The organism is Flavobacterium sp. B330r (assembly GCF_056824325.1).
Window position 1 is genome coordinate 5516858 of record NZ_CP124860.1, and the last position, 22643, is coordinate 5539500.

12 protein-coding genes are annotated in these 22643 nt (G+C 35.2%); all 12 read left to right on the top strand.

Translation table 11 applies throughout. The annotated features are described in order from the left end of the window. The first annotated feature begins 252 nt into the window (after nucleotides 1-252). The 12 genes from QLQ95_RS24155 to QLQ95_RS24210 all read left to right on the top strand — a co-directional run bounded on the left by QLQ95_RS24155 (nucleotide 253) and on the right by QLQ95_RS24210 (nucleotide 22561). Nucleotides 253-3405 (top strand): SusC/RagA family TonB-linked outer membrane protein, encoded by a 3153-nt coding sequence (locus QLQ95_RS24155; RefSeq protein ID WP_482502015.1) that lies wholly within the window; start codon nucleotides 253-255, stop codon nucleotides 3403-3405. A 15-nt stretch (nucleotides 3406-3420) separates the two neighbouring features. Further along, nucleotides 3421-5307, top strand: a complete 1887-nt coding sequence (locus tag QLQ95_RS24160) for a RagB/SusD family nutrient uptake outer membrane protein (RefSeq protein ID WP_320494798.1) — start codon at nucleotides 3421-3423, stop codon at nucleotides 5305-5307. A 97-nt stretch (nucleotides 5308-5404) separates the two neighbouring features. Further along, on the top strand, nucleotides 5405-5659 hold the full coding sequence (locus tag QLQ95_RS24165) for a hypothetical protein (RefSeq protein ID WP_482502016.1): 255 nt from the start codon (nucleotides 5405-5407) through the stop codon (nucleotides 5657-5659). Between the two features lie 131 nt (nucleotides 5660-5790). Next, complete coding sequence (locus QLQ95_RS24170) at nucleotides 5791-6756, top strand: ROK family protein (RefSeq protein WP_482502017.1); 966 nt, start codon at nucleotides 5791-5793, stop codon at nucleotides 6754-6756. A 41-nt stretch (nucleotides 6757-6797) separates the two neighbouring features. Then, nucleotides 6798-7565, top strand: a complete 768-nt coding sequence (locus QLQ95_RS24175; RefSeq protein WP_320494801.1) for a hypothetical protein — start codon at nucleotides 6798-6800, stop codon at nucleotides 7563-7565. A 267-nt stretch (nucleotides 7566-7832) separates the two neighbouring features. Further along, nucleotides 7833-9209, top strand: coding sequence for a sulfatase family protein (locus tag QLQ95_RS24180; RefSeq protein WP_482502018.1), 1377 nt, complete (start codon nucleotides 7833-7835; stop codon nucleotides 9207-9209). 19 nt (nucleotides 9210-9228) lie between these two features. Beyond that, entirely contained in the window at nucleotides 9229-11904 is a 2676-nt protein-coding gene (locus tag QLQ95_RS24185; protein ID WP_482502019.1) for a DUF4962 domain-containing protein, read from the top strand. Nucleotides 11905-12001: 97 nt separating this feature from the next. Continuing rightward, complete coding sequence (locus tag QLQ95_RS24190; protein ID WP_320494804.1) at nucleotides 12002-16042, top strand: hybrid sensor histidine kinase/response regulator transcription factor; 4041 nt, start codon at nucleotides 12002-12004, stop codon at nucleotides 16040-16042. 209 nt (nucleotides 16043-16251) lie between these two features. Then, nucleotides 16252-17382: a DUF4861 family protein gene (locus tag QLQ95_RS24195; protein WP_482502020.1), complete on the top strand. Its 1131-nt coding sequence runs from the start codon at nucleotides 16252-16254 to the stop codon at nucleotides 17380-17382. A 30-nt stretch (nucleotides 17383-17412) separates the two neighbouring features. After that, a complete protein-coding gene (locus QLQ95_RS24200; RefSeq protein ID WP_320494806.1) occupies nucleotides 17413-18207 on the top strand; it encodes a gluconate 5-dehydrogenase in 795 nt (264 codons plus the stop codon). 759 nt (nucleotides 18208-18966) lie between these two features. Then, nucleotides 18967-21411 (top strand): TonB-dependent siderophore receptor, encoded by a 2445-nt coding sequence (locus tag QLQ95_RS24205; RefSeq protein ID WP_482502021.1) that lies wholly within the window; start codon nucleotides 18967-18969, stop codon nucleotides 21409-21411. 43 nt (nucleotides 21412-21454) lie between these two features. After that, complete coding sequence (locus tag QLQ95_RS24210; RefSeq protein ID WP_482502022.1) at nucleotides 21455-22561, top strand: PepSY-associated TM helix domain-containing protein; 1107 nt, start codon at nucleotides 21455-21457, stop codon at nucleotides 22559-22561. Nucleotides 22562-22643: the final 82 nt, after the last annotated feature.

Here is a 22643-nt window from a genome sequence, read left to right on the forward strand (position 1 = left end):
ATGACCAAGCAAAAAGAAACCACCCGACTATTACACAATTTATTTTTTTTCTCAAAGCAGAAAATCCCACTGTCCTATTTTCAAATTAATAAATTGTTATAATTTTCTTCACAACTCATTTTTGCTTTTTAAAAATCATTTAATATAGAGCAGCAAAATAGTAATGAATTTTATTTAACAGGACAAAAACTCAACTTAGATAACATCAATGCGAAATAAGTCTCAAGCTTATTTCGGCTAAACGAATAAATTATGAAAAGGACTATATTTTTATTTTTGCTGCTGGCAACTTGCAAAATGATGTACGGGCAGGATAACATTACTGTTAAAGGTAAAGTTACAGATGCACAAAATATTCCAATGCCGGGAGCAACAGTTTCTGAAAAAGGAACTAAAAACAGCACCATTACTTCTATGGATGGTGACTATCAAATCACAGTTAAAGCTGATGCTGTTTTGGTATTTTCTTATATCGGAACAAAAACGAAAGAAGAGCAGGTTAAAAACAGAACAAGTATCAATACCAAATTAATAGATGACACTAATAATCTTGACGAGGTAGTTGTAGTAGGTTATGGCACCAAAACCAGAAAAGATCTTACTGGAGCCATCTCTTCTGTTAAAGGCCAGGAATTGGCAAAAATTCCGGTACAAAATGTGGCGCAGGCTTTGCAGGGACGTATTGCGGGTATGCAGGTAACAATGTCTGATGGAACTCCCGGAGCTGAGCCAACTCTTAGAATTAGAGGCGGAGGTTCTATCACACAAAGTAACGAACCGCTTTATGTAGTTGACGGTGTAGCCCAAACCGGCGGATTAAGTTTTCTGGATCCAATGGATGTTGAATCAATGGATGTGTTAAAAGACGCTGCTTCAACCGCTATCTATGGTGCACAAGGTGCTAATGGAGTAGTTCTGGTAACCACTAAAAAAGCAAAAGGAGGAAAACTTACCCTAAGTTATGATACCTACGGGGGTATTAAAACAATAGCAAAAACACTTCCTGTAATGAATCCGTATCAATACACGCAGCTACTGTATGAAGCAGCAACAGATGATGCGAGATTGCAGAAATTCACTAATACTTTTGGTACTTATGATGAATTGGAAGGTCTTTACAAAAACAGAAAAGGAATTGACTGGCAGGATGAGGTTTTTGGAAATGCTGTAGAAAGCCAATACCATAAAATAAGTATCAGCGGAGGCGAAAATGATACGAAATACAACGCTTTTTATTCGGTTAATAATGATCAGGGAATTATGCTTGGAAGCGCTTCTGTCAAAAATATTGCAAAATTAAACGTTACTAATACAATAAGTAAAAAGGTTACTGTTAATGCTATTGTCAATTACTCCAATCAAAAAGTAACAGGCTTATCTACAGGCGATGGAGGAAATGCGAGATTAAGCATGCTGCAGAATTTACTTCAGTACAGACCTACAATTGGAAAGATAGGATCAGACGAAGATTTAAAGACACTCACCGTAGACCCTCTAGACAATCAGGATTCGCCAACATTTCAAAGTCCGCTTATTACAATTGACAGTCAAAAAAGAGAAGCGGTTACCAGATCTATTAATATGAGTTTACAGCTGCAATACAATATTACTCCAAATTTAATTTACCGCGGACTGGTTAGTTATACGGACAACAGCATTAAAAATAAATTCTTTAATGATTCAAGAGGCATTCTAGCTATTAGAAGCGGCGGTGCATTTGGCGGCATTACACATAATATTGCAACACGATTAAACTATAACAACGTTTTAACGTACAGTAAAACCTTTAATAAAATCCATAAATTTGATGCAACGGCCGGGCAGGAATATATTTATAACTATTCCGAAGGAGTTACTACAACTGCTTCAGCCTTTCCCGAAGTTAATTTAGGCTGGGATAAATTACAATTAGGCACAATTGCAGGAATTCCGACAACTTTTTCAGAAGATGATGCTTTGTTGTCTTTTTTCGCAAAAACAAACTACTCCTATAAAAATAAATATCTGTTTTCTGCCAGTATTAGAGCTGACGGATCTACAAAATTCGGAACTGAAAATCAATGGGGATATTTTCCTGCCGTATCTGCCGCATGGAGAGTTATTGAAGAAGACTTTATGAAAAAGCTGCCTGTTTTCTCCGATTTTAAATTTAGAGCCAGTTATGGTGAAGCCGGAAATAATAGAATCGCAAATTATGCGGCTTTAGGAATTTTTAATTCAGGTTCTTATCCTTTAAATAATCAAACTCAGATTACAGCATTTCAAAATAATCTGCCAAATCCATATTTAAAATGGGAAGCTACTAAATCGACAAATTTAGGTCTTGATCTAGGATTTTTTAATCAAAGAATATCTTTAACAACTGAGATATACGAAAATAAATCTAAAGACCTGCTATATAATACTCGTGTACCTGCAAGTTCAGGTTTTAAAAAACAGTTTCAGAATATTGGAGCTACCTCTAATCGCGGTATCGAATTTACACTGAATACAACCAATGTAAAAACAGACAATTTTATATGGAATAGTACTTTTAATATTGCTTTCAATAAAACAAAAGTATTGGCTTTAAGCCAAGGAGAAAACTCTTTGATTACAAATAGTTACACAGATAAAAACGACTATATCTTACAAGTAGGAAAACCAGTTGGCACCATGTACGGCTATGTTAGTGACGGACTGTATCAGGTAAATGATTTTGATTATAATCCAGCAACAAAAGCCTATACATTAAAAACTGGGGTTGTAAGCGATAATATTGTAGTACAGCCTGGATTTATAAAATTTAAAGATATAAGCGGAGCAAATGGAACTCCTGACGGCGTAATAAACGATTTGGACAGAACAGCTATTGGCGATGCAAATCCAAAATACACAGGAGGTTTCAACAATACTTTTACTTATAAAGGACTAGATTTGAGTGTATTTCTTGATTTTACGGTAGGAAACGATATTTATAATGCAAACGTATTAAACAACTCAAGACTGAATTTAGATAACCTGAATACACTGGCAATTTATGCAGACAGATGGACAACTATTAATGCTTCAGGACAGCGAGTAACTGATCCTGATGAACTGACTGCGCTAAATTCTGGTAAAACAAATCCTGCTTTCAACGGTAATACTACCGGACGTTTGTACAGCGATATCATTGAAGATGGTTCATTTTTAAGAATCAACAATATAAGTTTAGGGTATACGCTTCCTAAAGAATGGCTGAAAAAATCTAAAATTTCTAATTTGAGAATTTATTTTACTGCCTATAATTTATATGTCTTTACTAAATATTCTGGATATGATCCTGAAGTAAGTGTCTACAACAATGCCATAACACGAGGTGTAGATTTCAGTGCATATCCTAGAAGTAAATCTTTTGTTACAGGTTTAAATATTTCACTATAATTTAATTTTAATAAGATGAAAAAATATATATTTTCCCGCAGAGCAATTATAGCAGCGAGCATTACTTGTCTTCTATTACCTTTAAATTCCTGTGATAAAGAACTAGAAGTAACGCCTTACTCCTATTTTACAACTGCCAACTTTTTCTCAAATGTAGATGAAGCCTATATGGCAACACTTGGTGTTTACGAATCCATGTCATCACTTGATAGTTATGGATGGAATATTTCTCTAATTTTTGATGCCGATACCGATATTGAACAAATGACAGGAATTGGAGCTGATGACTGGAGAACAATAGCACATTATCAGGGAATTTCTCAAACTACCACTTTTTACACCGCGTGGAGTAAACTTTACGAAGGAGTTGACAGAGCGAATGTAGTAATCGAAAGAATTCCTCAAATGGATCTGTTTACCAATGGGACTCAAACTCAGAAAGATCAGTTAAATAGGATGCTGGGCGAAGCCAAATTTCTCCGCGGATTCTACTATTCTGAGTTAGTACGTCTATGGGGTGATGTGCCTTTCAAAACAAAAAGTTCTCAATCAGGAGATAATCTGCAAGTTGGTCTGGTAGACCGTTACGAAATTTACAGTCAAATTATAAAAGACATGCAGGAAGCTGCTCTTCTTCTGCCAGAACAAACACCTACAGATGAACGTATCAATAAATGGGGAGCAAAAGCCATGCTCGCAAGAGTGGCATTATTTGCAGGAGGTTATTCTTTACAGGCAGACGGAACTATAAAACGTCCTACAGATTACAAAGAATATTATAAACTGGCACAGAAAGAGATTAATGATGTAATGGCTCAAAATCCTTACAAACTAAATCCATCTTATTCTAAAGTGTTCAAAAACCAATGCCAGCACGTTTTAGAACCAACCGAAAATATTTTCCAGATTGCTTTTTACAATCCAGCAGGAACTTTAGGAAACGCATCTTGGGTTGGAAATTTTAATGGTCCTGCGACAGCAAACGGAGTTTATCCTTCGAATATTTCAAGATGTCTAGTGCCGAAACCATTTTATAACAGCTTTAATGCGGCCGATCAGCGCAGGGATTTTTCGATTGCTACATATTCTATTAATAATCTTGGCAATAAATTACCGCTTTTAACCACCAATCAGGACGAAAGATGGACAATTGGAAAATGGAGCAGAGAATATCAAACGAATGCAACTGCCGAAAGAGTTTATACACATATTAACTGGGTAGTTATGCGTTACTCTGATTTGCTTTTAATGCGTGCCGAAGTAGAGAATGAATTAAATGAAGGACCAAATGCGATTGCTTACGATGCTATAAATCAGGTAAGAAAAAGAGGTTTTGGTGCAGATGTTGCAGGAAGCAGAATTGGCATAACTTTAGGAAATAAAGGTACAGGATACACTTCGGCAGCAAATGTAGTGATACAAATTACAGGCGGCGGCGGTACAGATGCCGCTGCTGCAGTAATAACGCTGTCAGGCGGAGGAGTAAATACCATTGGAATGTTACGCTCTGGTGATGGTTATACTTCTGTACCAACAGTAACCATTACAAGCACAGACGGAAAAGGGTCTGGAGCAACTGCTACTGCACAATTATTAGCAAAACCCGCAGTTGCGGCAATCAATCTTGCTTCTGGATTAAATAAGGATAACTTCCTTAAAGCAATACAACAGGAAAGAGCCTGGGAACTTTCCGGAGAAGGAATGCGCAGAGCCGATTTAATTAGATGGGGAATTTTAGAAACTAAGTTAGCCGAAACAAATACTGCCGTAAAAGCGATTCGATCTACTTACTTCTTCCCTTCTATCACCAATTTTGTGGCAGGGAAACATGAATTATATCCTTACCCTCAAAATGAAACGGATGTAAATAAGAGCATTACACGACAAAATCCTAAATATTAAAAACTAAAAGCTAATATTATGAAAAAGATAGTATTAGCATTGGGTTTAATCTTTATTTCCACATTTACGTTTGCGCAAGACACCTAAAGATATGAAAGTGTTAAGAGATTCTATATTTACTGTAATGAAATTAAGCAACGCTAATAGACAGAAAATGCACGATTTGACTGCAGAAAATGGCAAAGGACAAAAAGCAATTAAAGACGATCCAGCACTTTTTTATGATCAAAGACAAGAGAAAGTTGAAGCTTGGAAAAAAGACATAACAACTAAAGAAAAATCAATATTAACTCTAGAAAAATTTCAAATATGGCGAGATTTTGCCAAATCTATAAACAAACCTAAGTCATAATACAGATTAGGTTAAAATAACCCATTATTTTTTTTATAAAATTACTTGGTTTTTGGACATTAATGCAGAACTTGCCGTTCTGCATTAATTGTTTCTAGAAGAAACGAAAATAATAAAATAAAGCAAAGATTATGAATACCTTAAATGATACACAAATATCTAATTCCTATGCAATTGGAATAGATATTGGAGGTACTTCACTGAAATGTGGTGTTGTTAATGAACTTGGAGAAATTCTGTTTTCTTTTTTAGTATCTCTCAGCGAAGTAAAAACCGAAGAAGAAATAATAAACTTAATTGTGAGCGCTATCACCCAATGTACACAGCAGTTAAATGAACCTATTGTTGGTATAGGAATTGGCTTTCCTGGTCTTATAGAAAATGACGTAATTGTGGGCGGAGGAGTAAACTTACCTGGATTTGAACAACTGCCCTTAGGGAAAATTTTAAACGACATAACTGGATATAATATCGTAATTGATAATGATGCCAACTTAATGGGACTAGCCGAAGTAATTTACGGAGCGGCAAAAGACAGCGATGACGCTATTTTTCTAACTATTGGCACAGGAATAGGCGGTGCCATAATGATCAATAAAAAACTATTTGGAGGTTACCAGAATCGCGGTGCCGAATTAGGACATACCATAATCCAGCAGAATGGACTACAATGTGCCTGCGGCGGAATGGGATGTTTAGAAAGCTATGCTTCTGTAACCGCATTAATTAAATATTACAAATTTCAAAATAAATCTGCAGAAGAAAATATCGACGGGAAAATTATTATCGAAAAATATCTTGCCGGCGAAGAATATGCTGTAATAACGATGCAGCATCATTTTGACTATTTAGCAGCCGGAATTGTAAATTATGTGAATATATTCAGCCCGCAAAAAGTAATTATTGGAGGAGGAATTAGCGAAGCGGGTCAGTTTTACATTGATGAATTAACAAAGCGGGTAAAAAAGACTGCAATTCCAGTTTCTTTCTCTAATACCGAAATTGTAGCAGCAACTCTTGGAAATAAAGCAGGTTTACTTGGTGCTTGTGCCAATGCCTTTCAAAAATTAAAAACATTAGATTACGCAACTAAATAAGGATTTGAAGAGATGTTGACACAAATTGTAAATCACAAATAATGAAAAAAATATCACAAATTGTTTTATTACTATTTTCCTGTTCAGTACTTGCTTGTGTTTGTAATGAAAATAAAATAACAGAAAAATATATAGAATCTGATTTTGTTGCTAAAATTAAAATCAAAAAGAATTATAAAAATGAAAATTCAGAAGAACTTTATAAAACAGATTTTATAATTAATGAACTTTTTAAAGGTGAAAAAATAAAAGCGCTTTATGTTGCAGGAAGAAGCGATCAAAATGCAGGGAGTTCTTGTTCACTATTTATTCCTGTAAATACGGAATTAATTGTTTATGCCCGAAAAAATAAGGATGGAAAATATATCATAGGAATGTGTTCAGGATTATTGTATCTCGATAAAACTAATCTTAAAAAACAAAAAAGAGAATTAGAAATATTAAAAACTTTTAAGTCAAAAAAAATAACTTTTACAGAAAAGATAAATTACCGTGAAAAAAATTATAGCGAAAGTAAAAATATTGGTACCGATTTAGAGCAATTTAGAGGTATTGAACCTAATAAAGAATATGGAATTTATGAAATTACTTTCGATGCAAATTTGAGAATTAAAAATGTTTCGGATATTAGTGGTTTCGGAAATCAAATTGATCAAAAATTGATTGAAATTATTAAAAAAAGTAAGTGGTCTAGCAATGACAATGGAATTAAAGATAAAATTCCCGACAATAGTAAGCTCCTAATTGGAATCTATTTTTATGGAAAAGAAAAAAATAACATGAGTTTTTTAAGTACATATTATCTCTAAAAACAACTGGTCCTAACCTAACAGCTGTTTTTAGAGATTGGGATTTTAAGCTTAATTTAATAAACAAACTCACAAAGCGCCAACACGATAAGTTTAATTGACTATCTTTTGATTAAACCTCTAAAAATAAAACACATAAACAGAGCTAAAAGTGTTTTAACTAAAATTAATATCATTTTACACAAAATCAAAACCCTCTTATAACATTGATCATTAAATTCGTTTTGTATTTCAGCATTTACAAAACAAATAATAATCATAAAGATCATGTTTCAAAAAAACATATTTTTCATATGGCTTTTCGTGGTATTGAATATTCCGTTTTTTGGGAATGCTCAAGATGCTGACCGTCCTAATATCTTAATCATCATGACCGATCAGCAGACCGCTGATGCCATGAGTATTGCAGGAAACAAAAATCTGAATACACCCGCAATGGATAAATTGGCTCAAAACGGAGTTCGGTTTACCAAAGCCTACTGTGCACAGCCTTTGTGCACGCCATCACGCGCTTCTATCATGAGCGGAAAAATGCCTTTTGAAAATGGTTTTATAGGCAATGCTCCTGAAAAAGATGGTCAATGGCCGGAAGATTTATTAATGATGGGAAAAATTTTCCAAAACGGAGGTTACAAAACCGGTTATGTTGGCAAATGGCATTTACCGGTTCCTACTTCGAAAAAAAGCCAGCATGGTTTTGAATATATCGAAAACACCAATTTTCAAGATTATAATGATGCTGCAACACCTTCATTCTGCGCTCGTTTTATCAAAGAAAACAAAAGCAACCCATTTTTATTAGTGGCGTCTTTTTTAAATCCGCATGACATTTGCGAATGGGCGCGCGGTGAAGATTTAAAAATGGATATTCTGGAAAAAACACCTCCAGCAGATCAATGTCCACCACTGCCAGCCAACTGGAAAATTCCCGAATACGAGCCCAAAATTGTTCGCGAACAGCAAAAAGTAAGTTTCAGAACCTATCCTACCGTTAACTGGACACCAGATCAATGGCGCCAGTACCGCTGGGCTTACAATCGTCTGGTCGAAAAAGTTGACAGTTATATCGAAATGGTTCTGGCTTCTTTAAAAAAATACAATATCGAAAAAAATACCATTATTATTTTTACTGCAGATCACGGCGATGGTTATGCGGGACACAGCTGGAACCAAAAGCAGATATTATACGAAGAGTCGGCCAAAATACCTTTTATCATTTCAAAAATTGGTCAGTGGAAACCTCGAACCGACGATATGCTTGTTTGCAACGGCACAGATATTATTCCCACAATATGCGGATTTACAGGAGTGCCTAAACCGTCTTATTTAAAAGGAATTGACATCAGTAAAAAAATAGAAAACCCAAATCAAAATCTTCGTGATACGCTGGTAATTGAAACCGATTTTGCCGATAACGAAGAACTCTTAAATATTAGCGGACGTGCCGTAATTACAAAAGATTATAAATATATCGTATATAACAAAGGAGATTTAAAAGAACAGCTTTTCGATCTTACGAAAGATTCAGGAGAAATTACCAATCTGGCGGTAAATCCATCACATAAAAAAGAACTAACTGCCATGCGCCGTTATTTAAAACAATGGTGTAAAAAGAACCGAGATCCTTTCTCGTCTGGATTATAATTTGGTTAAAGAATAATTTATGAAAAATATAACTGCTTTATTTTTATCATTCACCGCTGTTTCAGTTTTCAGCCAGCAATCTGCTGCTATAAAATTAACGGCAGAAAAACTGCATTCAAGAGTTCGAGAATGGCCTTATCCAGTAAATGGAATTACGGTTCCTACCAATGCTCCTGCCCTGCTTTGGCCCGCTACAAATGGAAAAGACATGGTTAAACCAATGGAAAGCGGCAGTGAAGTTCCCGAAGATCCAAATATTGGCAATGTCCGCTATAAAATAATGCTTGCATGCGATACCAATTTCAGTAAAAATTTAATTGCCAGCACAGAACAGCGCTGGGCTGTTTATCCGCTTCATGCTGCTTTGAAGCCCGGAAAATGGTACTGGAAATACGGGTATGCATTAAAAGGCAGCAGTCAATGGACATGGTCTGCTGTTTACGATTTTGTTATTGATGCTAAATATGCCAGCGAAAAAGTATCACCGCCCATAAACGAAGTTTTAAAACGCAACGAAGGATCGCATCCGCTTTTATGGGATATGAACCGTATTGGCGAAGATTTCTATAAAAACAACCTTGATAATCCCGAAGCCAAAAAGTTTATCGCTTTCGCGGAAAAATTAATGCTGGCTCCGCTTCCAACCGAAAAACCACAAAGAGTAATTGATACTACGGGCAAAAATAAATTAGAAAAAAAGATCATTTTAGAAAGAATGTATCATGGTTTTGGTGATGCTGTTGGTAATCCGGTTCGTAATTTATGCATTGCCTATCAGCTTACTAAAGACGAACGTTTTATTCAGGATGCCAAGCGCAGAGCCTTAAATCTTGCTGCCATGAATCCAGATGGACTGGCAACAGGAGATGATTTTACAAGCGGCGCCGTGCTTGAAGCCATGGGCTGGTTTTATGATGCCGGATATCAATTTTTAACTCCAGAGGAAAAAGAAATTTTTAAAAATATAATTACGATTAGAGCTAAACGTGTTTATAATCATTTACCTAATCGTTTTGAACTGCATGTAAGCGATAATCACGTCTGGCAGATTACGCTGCGAAATCTTGCAATTGCGACTGTTGCCGTAATCAATGATGTTCCCGAAGCCAAAGAGTGGTTTACTTATATGTACGAAGTCTGGTCGGCACGTTTTCCGGTTTTAGGCACATCAGATGGCGGCTGGCACGAAGGAAATGGCTATTTCAGAGTTAACTTTAAATCCATCATTTACTTATCGCAAATGTTTGGCGATTTTAGCGGAGTCGATTATTTTAAACTTCCGTGGATGCAGAACCTGCCTTATTATATGCTGTACACACATCCAAACGGAGCTGCAAGTACCGCACTTGGCGATATGTGGGAGAATATTCCGTACATCGTAAAAGGTGAAGCCTGGTTTGCCGATGCACTGACTTATAAAATGAATAATCCATACTTAAACTGGTATGTAAACGAAATAAAAAGAGACTATCCATCTTATTATCACGGCACAGATGATTTCCTGTTTTTCAGATTATTAAACTATAAACCCAATAGAAATCTACCTGTAACTTCACCTGAGAACTTGCCAAAAACCCGCAAATTTGGTGATATTGGTGTTGTTGCCATGCACGAAGATTTGGCCAAAGCCGATAAAACACTAAGCAGTTATTTATCCAGCAGTCCGTTTGGTTCTTCGGGTCATGGTCATGCGTCTCAGAATGCTTTTACTATCAATTACAAAGGAAAAGTAATCTTTGGAGGAACAGGTTATTACAGCAATTTCAGCGACAAACACAACCTTTTATATTATAGATCATCAAAAGCTTACAACACAATTTTAGCCGATAGTTTGAATCAGAAATTGGGTGAAGAAGGCTACGGATGGATTCCGAGAGCTATCTCAGGAAAACACATTCAATATGCCTTGGGAGATGCCAGTAATGCTTACGGAGAAATAAAAAGTGATTTTTGGTTAGACAGATTCAAGCAAATTAATGTTGTACCTAGTAAGGAAAACGGTTATGGAGAATCTGGTGTAACTTTGTATCGCAGACGCATGCTGCAATTAGAAGGCGGTTATATTGTTTTATACGACGAATTAGAAGCTAAAACTCCCGTAAAATGGACCACTCAATTTCATTGTCCTTATTACAGCATCAAAGGAGAAAATGCTATAAATGCCAAACAGCAAAACTTTACTGTACAAACCGATTTAGGAAATGTAAACGCAAGCGTCTTTGCAGATACATCTTTAAAAATGTCGGTACATAATCAGTTTTTTGAACCTGCAGTTAATTGGAATAAAGTCACCAATGACGAAGGCCAGATAAAAGAATTTAAAGATCAATGGCATGCCGGAATCACTTCTGAACCAAAACAAAAATTCAGGTTTTTAACCATTATTCAAATTAAAGATGGCAAAACAGAAGTCATCAAAACCCTCTCAAACAGCAATGGTGTATCACATTTACAAGTTGGAGAATGGGAAATTCAGGCGCAGTTAGACGGAGAAAAAGCAGCAGCTTTACAAGTTTCGGGAAAATTTATAAAATCATTATTCAGCTATGGAAATCTGCCTGTTAAATTTGAAGGAAAAGCATATTCGCCTAAAATTAAAGGAAGTTCGGTATTGTTAGAAATGGAGAAAAACAAAGTAAACAAACAAGAAGCCGTAGATGAACTGCCAGACACTGCCAAATATGATAAAAATTAAAAGCTATAAGATGCTTACTTTTTCTTTAAATTAGAGTTTAATTTCTTTAATAGAAGAAATTTAAAAAAAAAACAAAAAATAATTACAATATCACTTCATGAAAAAAAAGACTGCTATTACTGCCTTTTTCTGCATTCTTCTTTTCGCAGCCAAAAGCTATGCACAAGTTCAGGATCGATATTTCCGAAATATTTCGGTCGATAAGGGCTTGTCGCAAAGTTCTGTTTTTGCTATTCAGCAGGATTCACTGGGTTTTATCTGGATTGGAACTCAGGACGGATTAAACCGTTATGACAGTAAAGGTTTTAAAGTATATCGACCATTAAAGAATGTCAAAAACAGTCTGCAGTCTTATTATATCAGAAGTCTTTTTACAGACCATAAAGGGCAGTTATGGGTTGGCGGCAATCAAGGCATCAGTGTTTACAATTATAATACAGACAGCTTTACAAATTACCCGCTTCCCCGTAGTATTGGCGAATGGTATATCTCTTCTATAACCGAAGATAAAGAGCATAGAATTTGGGCAAGTTCTATAACAGGAGACGTATTCGTATTGCTTCCCCAAACTTCAAATTTTGCTACAATCAAATTCAACGCTTCTTCTCATGAAATTAAAAAAATAGCCGACATTGGAATTTGGCAGCAGCAAATTATATTAGGTACAGATGTTGGTCTTTTTAAATTAAACACCAATACACATCAATTAACTAAAATTGATTTAGGAGCAAAAAAACCTTATATCAATGATGTTTATACTGATGGAAAGAAATTATGGGTGGCTACTGAAGGCGATGGTCTAATTCAGTACAACTCTCAAAATGGTCAGATTGTTTCTTTGCTTCACAATACTGCAACTAGCAGCATTGCTGATAATAATGTAAGATGTGTCGGAAAAGATACAGAAGGCAATATCTGGCTGGGAACTTTTAAAGGGCTTAGTATTTTTAATCAAAAAAACAATTCATTCACCAATTATTACCATCAAATATCACAGCCTTATACAATTAGCCAAAACTCTGTCCGATGCTTTTTTAAAGACAAACAAAACGGAATTTGGCTTGGAACGTACTACGGAGGTTTAAATTATTATCATAAAAACGACATTAAGTTCAATCTTTTAAGTCAAAACTCAGGAAAACCGTCTTTAAACGATGAAGTAATTGGTGTTATTAAACAGGATGCAAAAGGCAATTTCTGGATTGGAAGCAACGATAAAGGACTGAATTACTGGAATAAAAATGCCAATACGATTACCTATTTTTCTAACAGCGAAAATAATCCAAACAGTTTAAGTTCTAATAATATTAAAGCCATCGAATTTGATGATAATGGAAATGTATTGATTGGTACGCACAACGGCGGATTGAATCTACTGAATCCGAACGGCGGCCTTGTACAGCGATTCCTGCATAATGAAAATGATCCCGGCAGTATTGCAGGAAATTTGGTTTACAGCATCTTAAAAGATTCTAAAAAACGAATCTGGGTTGGAACAAGATCGGGTTTAGATCAGTTTCATCCTGAGACCAAAACCTTTACACACATTCATTTAGATAAAGCTGGAAAACGGCCAACATCAGACGATATTACATTTTTGTTTGAAGACAGCAAGCATCGGATCTGGATTGGAACCACAAACGGAGTAACCCTTTTCTATCCTGAAACCTTTTTATTTGGAAACATCGGGCACGGAAAATTAAGTGATGACATTGTAAATTGTATTACAGAAGATCAAAAACACCGTATCTGGATTGGAACAAGAGAAGGTCTGCGTTTATATGATGAAAACCAGGAATCTTTTATCAGTTTTAAAACCAGAAAAGATTTCGTTAAAGAAACAATTTACGGCATAATTCCAGATGACGACGGTAACCTTTGGATTTCAACCAACAACGGCTTAATTAAATTTAATCCCGACAAAGATTCAGTTCAGGCTTTTGATGAAAGTGATGGTTTACAGAACAAACAATTCAATGATTATGCTTTTTATAAAGCAAAAGACGGGATGCTGCTTTTTGGCGGCATAAAAGGGATTTCGTATTTCTATCCATCAATGGTTAAACAGAAGGCGCTTCCGCTAAAACTAAGTTTTACCGCTTTAGAAGTTTTAAATAAAACTGTTGCAGTGGGCGATGAAACAGGTATTTTGGAAGAGCATATTGACCAGACGGATGAAATAGAAATTGGACCAGAATACAAGCAGTTCACTATCTTTTTCAATACGTTCAATTATATTTCTTCTAACAGAACTTACTATTACTATAAATTAGAAGGAATTGATAAAGACTGGCAGCGTACAGATGAATTAAAGGTCAGCTACAGTAATTTACCCGCAGGAAATTATAACTTTCAAATTAAAGCCATTGGGCCTAATGGTGAAATGAGCACCGTTAGAAGCTTAAAAATCGGGATTCTCCCGCCTTGGTATAAAACAATCTGGTTTTCATTATTATTACTAGCAATAGTCGGTACTGCTGCATACATTGGTTTTAGAATTATAAGAGAAAGAATAAAAGCTGTTCAGCAGTTAAAGCTGGAACGAATTGACAAAGAGAGAGTAAGCTATATCAATCAGGTAAAAATGGATTTTTTTACCAATGTTTCTCATGAATTAAGAACGCCTTTAACGCTGATTTTAGCTCCACTGGAAGAATTATTAAAAATGCCTTCTGCAGATAAAGTTTCAAAAAAGAAACACGAATTAATGTTTATCAATGCCAAAAGGCTTTACAATTTGGTGGATCAGCTTTTTGAATTTAGAAAAACTGAAATGGGAACGCGACAGCTTAAAGTGGGCAAAGGCGATATTGTAAGTTTTACAAAAGAAATTTTTGAATCCTTCAAACCGCTTTCAGAGAAAAATGGTATTCAATATTCCTATCATTCGGCAGAACCGCAGCTTCTATTTTATTTTGATAAAGATGCTATGGAAAAAATCTTATTTAATCTTTTATCTAATGCCTTCAAATATACTAAAACAGGTCAAAGCATTCATGTTGAACTACTAAAGAATAATGATACGGTACAAATAAAGGTCGCTGACACGGGGGTCGGAATTAGCGAAGCAGATCTATCCAAAGTATTTGATCGTTTTTATCAGGTAAACAATCGCGAAATGAATTTGGGTTCCGGTGTTGGTTTGGCTTTTACAAAACGTTTAGTAGAATTGCATCATGGCGAAATTATGGCAGAAAGCACCGTGGAGGAAGGAAGTACTTTTACCGTAACCATTCCGATTTCAGATCAGGTTTACAGGAATGATCAGCAAGTCGAAAGTTCACTTTACGAATTGTCTATAATTTCAGATAATGAACTTGACGAAGACACCGCATTAGAAGAAGAAAATGAAATAACAGAAAGAGATCAGCCCATTAAACTGCTTATTGTAGATGATAACAAGGAGATATTAGATTATCTGCAGGAATATTTCAGCAAAATATATGAAGTTACAACAGCTTACAACGGACAAATGGCGTTGGATCTTCTAGAAATTCAGCCGTTTGATCTTATTATCAGCGATGTCATGATGCCGGAACTCGATGGTTTGCATTTTTGTAAAAAAGTGAAGCAGAACATTAATACCTCTCATATTCCGTTAATGCTTTTGACAGCAAGAAATGAAACCAGCCAGCAGCTAAAAGGTATTGAAATGGGTGCCGACGATTATATTACAAAACCATTTTCGACTCCGTTACTGGCGGCAAAAATTACAAATCTGCTCCGTTCTCGCAAACGATTAAAAGAGTATTATTCTGTTGGTAAAGAAATGGTACCTGAGAATATTGCATTTAATACCCTTGACGAAGAATTTTTAAAGCAAGCCATTCAAATTGTAGAAGATCATCTGGCTGATTCTGAATTTTCGGTAGATCAGTTCAGTAAAGAAATCGGCATGAGCAGATCGAATCTTTATTTGAAATTGAAAGCTATAACAGGCGAATCAGCAATGGACTTCATTAAAAGAATCCGCTTTAAAAAAGCGGTTGAACTGATGCAGAGTAAACGTTATACGATTGCACAAATCACTTATATGTGTGGTTTTAACTCGCCGTCGTATTTCTCTACTGCATTCAAACAGCATTATGGCTGCATGCCAAGCGAATATTTAGCCAGTCTAGACGAATCGAAAGGTTAACTAAACTAGAAACAACACAACAAATAACTATATAATGAAAAACTGCAATCGCTATTCTTAACAAAACCAGCTAAAATAAAGTCTTTAAACGACTAAAGATCAATTACAAATTCAACTCTGAGAATTAAAAAACTCGTCTAAATAACAAACTCATTTAGAATCGAGAAGCTAGAACTATGTCATTTCGGAAATTATAAAAAAACACATTTATGAAATTAATAAAAACATTCCTTTTATTCACTTTCTTCCTGCCTCTAATTTCTACTGGGCAGACAAAAGCCACAGTAACAATTCAAAACAATTCGGTTTTAGACATAAAAGAAACTTTGGTCGCTGTAAAATGGCAGACAGTACTTTCCTCGTATCCTAAAATAGATACTTCAAATTTTATCGTAATTGATTTTAAAACAAAAAAACAGATTCCTTTTCAGTTAGAACATCGCGGTAATACCGCTGTTCAAAATTTATTAATACAAGTTGATCTTAAGGCAAAATCTTCACTTACACTAATTATTCAAAAAGGAAAACCTGAAATATTTACGTCTAAAACTTATGCGCGCTATGTACCGGAACGTAAAGATGATTTTGCGTGGGAAAATGATAAAATTGCTTTTCGTACTTATGGAAAAGCATTAGAAAAAACCGAAGGAGACGCTTATGGCTATGATGTCTGGGTAAAAAGAACCAATAAATTAGTAGTGAACGACCGCTATAAACGTGATGACTATCATATTGATCACGGAGACGGATTAGATTATTATCATGTAGGTTTTACATTGGGCGCTGGAAATATGGCTCCGTTCGTAAAGGATACGATTCGTTATTCTGGTAATTATCATTATTGGAAAATTTTAGACAACGGTCCTCTACGCTCTACTTTTCAATTGAATTACGATTCCTGGAACGCTGGCGGCATTAAAGTAAAAAATACCAAAATTATTTCGATTGATGCCGGTTCTCAATTAAACCGAATCGAAAACATCTTTACTTTCGAAGATAACAAACCAATGCCTGTTGTAGTTGGAATCATAAAACGTGAAAAAGCAGGTGTGATTGCATTAAATGAACAGCAGGGAATTATGGCTTATTGGGAACCAACTTTTGATAAAGACGGAACTACAGCTGTTGGTTCTATTCTAACAACACCAGTAAGTAATATGTGGGTTGATAAGGAACAGCTCCTATCTAAGACCTCAGTTAAAAATAATGAACCAATTGTATATTATTCAGGAGCAGCTTGGGATAAAGCAGGTCAAATTACCAGTTCAAAACAATGGCAGGATTATTTAGATCATTTTAATCAGGAGCTTCAAAGCCCATTGATTATCAGCATAAAATAAAAAATTTACTAATAACCAAAAACTAAAAAAATGTCAATTAATTTATTCGATTTAAAGGGAAAAACAGCACTTATTACAGGAGGAGTTCATGGTCTGGGAATGGCAATGGCCAAAGGTCTTGGGCATGCAGGTGCAAAAATTGTGGTAAACGATCATTCGTCGCAGGAAGCAGTTGATAACGCCATAGCTGAATACAAAGCTGAAGGAATCGAAGCTTACGGATATCTGTTCGATGTAACCGATGAGACTGCCGTGATTAATGCAATCAACAAAATAGAATCTGAAGTTGGTCCAATCGATATTTTGATCAATAACGCAGGAATTATCAAAAGGACTCCTATAATTGAAATGGAAGTTGCCGATTTTGAAGCTGTAATAAAAGTGGATTTAACAGGGCCTTTTATTGTTTCAAAAAATGTGGCTAAAGGAATGATTGAACGCAGAGCAGGAAAAATCATAAACATGTGTTCGATGATGAGCGAATTAGGAAGAGATTCTGTAAGTGCTTACGCCTCGGCAAAAGGCGGTCTAAAAATGCTGACCAAAAACATGGCTACAGAATGGGCGAAATTTAATATTCAGACTAACGGAATTGGTCCAGGATATTTCGCTACAAGCCAGACGGCTCCCATTCGTGTAAACGGGCATCCTTTCAACGAATTTATTATGGGAAGAACACCTGCTGGCCGTTGGGGAGATCCTGAAGATTTGCAAGGTGCTGCCATATTTTTAAGTTCAAAAGCAAGTGATTTTGTAAACGGGCATATTGTATATGTTGATGGTGGAATTTTGGCGACCATAGGAAAACCATCTAACGAAGAATAAATTTTCCGAGATTAAAATTAAATTATCTTGATAAAAGTAACGTTGGAGATGCCTCCAATTTTGCCACAAAAGCTAAGGTATTTTTTAATGATTCACCATTCTAAAGTTTTGTGGCAGAATCGTGGCGTATAACTCTTCAAATGGTACTCTATTTATTCAAATTAAGCTCTCCCCACGGAAAGGCCGAAAAGGCACAAAACTTAAAGTTTTCAATCTTTTCAAAAAGCCATAAAAAATGTCTGAAGACCTGCAAATTCAACGATTTGCAGGTTTTTTCGTTTTAAGCCTATTTTCAATATTTTTAAAAGCTCACAAAATTAAAGGTGCAGAATCGGTGCACTTTCTTCATTGCCCGTTCAACTCTAGTAAGAAATACATTTTAAACACTATGTCTTTTAAAGGAGTACACTCTTTCAAAAATAAATTCACTTACCTACAGGTAACTTCTTTTAGCCACTATCTGAACATTTACTTTCTAAAAATTCGAAAAATAATTTCTTTAAAAATTTAAAAATAGAATAAGGAACACCTTCATTAAAAAACAACTTAAAACATTAAAAACAAAAAAGTTAACAATTAAAAAACTTTTTATTCCCCGTTACTATTCTCTTCTAAAAGCTGATAAAAATTTGAACATTAGAGATGATAAAAATCAGATTGGTAATACCCTTTAAAACCATTATAAATATATATTTAAATAATATTATTTGTATTAAATCTAAATAAACATAAATTTGCAGCGTAAAATAAATAACCGCCATGAAGTTAAATTTCTCTTTACTGCTGCTCGCCTTTATAAATATTGGTCTGGCGCAAGATGCCAAAATTACCGGGAAAATTATTTCCGAAAATAACGAAGTCGTCTCTTACGCTTCTATATCAATTAAAAGTCCTAAAAAGAATGCTGTTTCTGATGACAAGGGAAATTTTGAAATTACAAATCTTTCTCCTGGAAACTATATCATCTACTTCTCTGCGATGGGGTTTACAGCAGAACAAAAAAACGTTGAACTTCATGAAAATGAAAATCTTGATATTTCCATTACTTTAAAAGAAAACATCAATACGTTGCAAACTGTAGAAATTACTGGACGAAAAGAAAAATCCTATAGAAATACCAAATCTTTTATCGGAGCTAAAACAGAAATCGCTTTGAAGGATTTACCGCAAGCAGTTTCGTATGCTACTAAAGAATTAATAGCCGATCAGGGAGCAATTCGTGTGGGCGAAGTCGTGAAAAATTTCAGCGGTGTAAGCCAATTTACTTTTTATGACGATATCTCCATTAGAGGTTTTAGAATAAACGGAGGAAGCAATACGCAATTACTAAATGGCATGCGAACATCCACCGGATTTTGGAAACAGCCTCTAGCAAACTATCTGGAGCGTGTTGAAGTTTTAAAAGGACCATCCTCTGCTCTATTTGGGAACGCTTCTCCTGGAGGAGTTTTAAATCGTGTAACCAAAAAACCATTAGACCAAGCCGCAAACAGTGTGAGTTTTTCTACTGGAAGTTTTAATACTTTAAGAGCTTTAGCCGATTTTACTGGGCCATTAACCGAAGATAAATCACTTTTATACCGTTTGAATTTAGGTTATGAAAATGCCAACTCATTCAGAGATCTGCAATATGATAAGAATATTGTGGTAGCTCCTTCCCTTTCTTTTCTTCCGAATGATAAAACAAGCGTGAATTTTGATTTAATCTACAGTAGCTCAAATGGAAATCTAGATCGCGGACAGTCTACTTACGAAGACAACCTCTATTCCACAAAAACTTCAAATTCGTTAAACTCAACAAACGATTATTTAAAGGAGGAAACCTATATCGTTACCACTTCTTTAAACCACCAGTTTTCAGATCGCTTATCTTTTTCAGGATCGTATATCAGAACGGGCTATAATGAGGATCTCTTAGAGCACCGTGGTGCCAATAAATATGCTTCTGCTGGAGACGGATCGACAATTCCAACCGCAATTGAAATGCAGGTTTTTCAACGTAAACGCAAGCGTTATATTGATAATCTTTCCACTTTCTTCAAATATGAGGCTAAAACGGGAGCTTTAGACCATAATTTAATTGCAGGATTTGATTATGCTCAAGAGGAGGTTCCTGTAGGAGGTTCACAATTAACTGCAAGTGGTTATAGAAATGCGGCCAATAATGGCTTTATCGCGACTTATAATCCTGCAAATAAAGCCAATTATTTGTTGGATCCGAAAGGAAATCCAGTGCCAAACGTAGCTCATTTTGATTTGAGCAATCCATTTGCATCGCAGCAATTAAAAGATATGAGCAAATATTTTTATGTGGCTCGCCAGGTAGATCCAACCTATTATTCATTGTACGGAATTTATATTCAAGACCATATTAAATTTGGCGCTTTTCAGGCTTTAATTGGTATCCGTTACGACGAATATTCAGATAAAGTAAATTACAAAAAAGCCACAGAAACAAAAGTAAAACAGCATTCGTTTTTACCTCGTTTTGGCCTTACTTATACACTTAACCCAAACATTAACCTCTACGGAACTTATGTTCAGGGATATAATCCTCAAACGGCGTCTACTCTGGCAAATCCAAATTCGGGAGGTCCATTTAATCCGTTAGAGAGTAATATGGTTGAATTTGGAGGGAAATCTTCTTGGTTCAAAGAAAAACTTTTTGTGACTGTTGCGTTATTCAAAATACAGCAAAAAAACACGTTATATCCTGCTAATGATCCGTCAAATCCCGATTTAATGAGATCTATTGGTGAGGAGGAATCGAAAGGTATCGAAATTGATTTGAATGGAAATATTACTCGCAACTGGAGTATTTCTGCCGCTTACAGTTATAATGAAGCTTATATTACAGAAAGTCCGATTGAAGTTGAAGTTGGAAGACAAAAAGCAAATACTCCAAGACAACAAGGTAACATCTGGACTCGTTATAATTTTACTAATGGCGCTTTAAAAGATTTTGGAATTGCAATGGGATCTAATTTTGCAACAACGCGTACTATGAGCCAGACTACTACAGAAACTCTTCCTGGATATACCTTGTTTAATGCTGCTTTTTATTACAATATCAATAAATTTAAAATTCAGCTGAACGCGAATAATATTCTAAACAAAACCTATTGGGTTGGAGGGTATGATTATATCCGTTTGTTCCCTGGCGCTCCTTCAAATTGGCTTTTAACTCTTGGTTACTCCTTTTAAAAAGCTTTAATTATATTGAAAATATTTTTTACTGCCTCTTTACATGAATAAGACATTTAAAAAAAACATTGGAGTTTTACATTTATGGCTCGGACTAACGTCCGGGCTTATTGGATTTATTGTAGCCCTTACCGGAAGCATTTTAGTTTTTGAAGAAGAAATTGATTCTTTTATAAATACTGAATTCTATGAAGTTTCTGCCATCGGAACAAAAAAAATACCTGTTGACCTTTACGTTAATTCTATTGAAAAACAATATGCAATTACAGCATTAGACCGAATTCAAACGTATCGAGATCCAGCAAGAACAGTAATTATTTCAGGAACAGATGCCGATAAAAAAGATCAAATTTTCTCCGTAGATCCGTATACAGGAAAAGTACTGGCAACCATTCCTAAAAAAAGCAGGTTTTTCTCGGTAGTACTAGATCTGCATCGTCATTTGATCCTAGGAGAAGTTGGAAAATTTATTACAGGCTGCAGCTGTCTTATTTTTGTTTTTATGCTGCTTTCGGGGCTAATTTTATGGTGGCCAAAAAAAATAAAAAACTTAAAGCAGAGATTGACCATAAAATGGAATGCTTCTTTTAAAAGAGTCAATTGGGATTTTCATTCTAATTTTGGTTTCTACAGCTTTCTATTTCTTCTGATTATATCCTTGACCGGATTAACCTGGTCTTTCAAATGGTTTGAAATCGGTATCTATTTACTGGCAGATGGAACAGCAAAAAAACCTTCGGCTAAAGTTGAAAATCCGACAAAAGTGGATCCAAAACTGGATAAAACTTTTTTCTATCAAAACATACTTTCAAAAACAGAAAACATTTATAAATACAAAGGAGATACGCAGATTAGAATCCCATCTGATACCATAAACAGTATTATGGTTATTAAATTGAATCTTGAAAAATCTATTCCGAATATTTCAAGTATGGCTTATTTTGACAAATACACAGGTAAACTTCTGAAAATAAGACCTTATGAATCCTTTAGCAATGGCGATAAAGTACGACGCTTAATTTACCCAATTCATACCGGAAGCATTTATGGCTATCCAACCAAAATTCTAGCTTTTATTGTTTGTTTATTTGCGGCAACATTACCCATTACAGGACTTCTTATCTGGTTGGGAAGAAAGAAAAAAAAGTGATGTTCTAGGTGTTATTTTTAAACACATAGAAACATAGAATTGAGATACTTAAAAAAGGCGTTTCGCTTATTTAAAACAAACA

What these genes read in the sequence shown, in the direction of transcription:
- QLQ95_RS24160 (WP_320494798.1), top strand. Translation starts at nt 3,421, where the DNA reads ATGAAAAAATATATATTTTCCCGCAGAGCAATTATAGCAGCGAGCATT.
- QLQ95_RS24185 (WP_482502019.1), top strand. Translation starts at nt 9,229, where the DNA reads ATGAAAAATATAACTGCTTTATTTTTATCATTCACCGCTGTTTCAGTT.
- QLQ95_RS24175 (WP_320494801.1), top strand. Translation starts at nt 6,798, where the DNA reads ATGAAAAAAATATCACAAATTGTTTTATTACTATTTTCCTGTTCAGTA.
- QLQ95_RS24180 (WP_482502018.1), top strand. Translation starts at nt 7,833, where the DNA reads ATGTTTCAAAAAAACATATTTTTCATATGGCTTTTCGTGGTATTGAAT.
- QLQ95_RS24155 (WP_482502015.1), top strand. Translation starts at nt 253, where the DNA reads ATGAAAAGGACTATATTTTTATTTTTGCTGCTGGCAACTTGCAAAATG.
- QLQ95_RS24200 (WP_320494806.1), top strand. Translation starts at nt 17,413, where the DNA reads ATGTCAATTAATTTATTCGATTTAAAGGGAAAAACAGCACTTATTACA.
- QLQ95_RS24195 (WP_482502020.1), top strand. Translation starts at nt 16,252, where the DNA reads ATGAAATTAATAAAAACATTCCTTTTATTCACTTTCTTCCTGCCTCTA.
- QLQ95_RS24205 (WP_482502021.1), top strand. Translation starts at nt 18,967, where the DNA reads ATGAAGTTAAATTTCTCTTTACTGCTGCTCGCCTTTATAAATATTGGT.
- QLQ95_RS24190 (WP_320494804.1), top strand. Translation starts at nt 12,002, where the DNA reads ATGAAAAAAAAGACTGCTATTACTGCCTTTTTCTGCATTCTTCTTTTC.
- QLQ95_RS24210 (WP_482502022.1), top strand. Translation starts at nt 21,455, where the DNA reads ATGAATAAGACATTTAAAAAAAACATTGGAGTTTTACATTTATGGCTC.
- QLQ95_RS24170 (WP_482502017.1), top strand. Translation starts at nt 5,791, where the DNA reads ATGAATACCTTAAATGATACACAAATATCTAATTCCTATGCAATTGGA.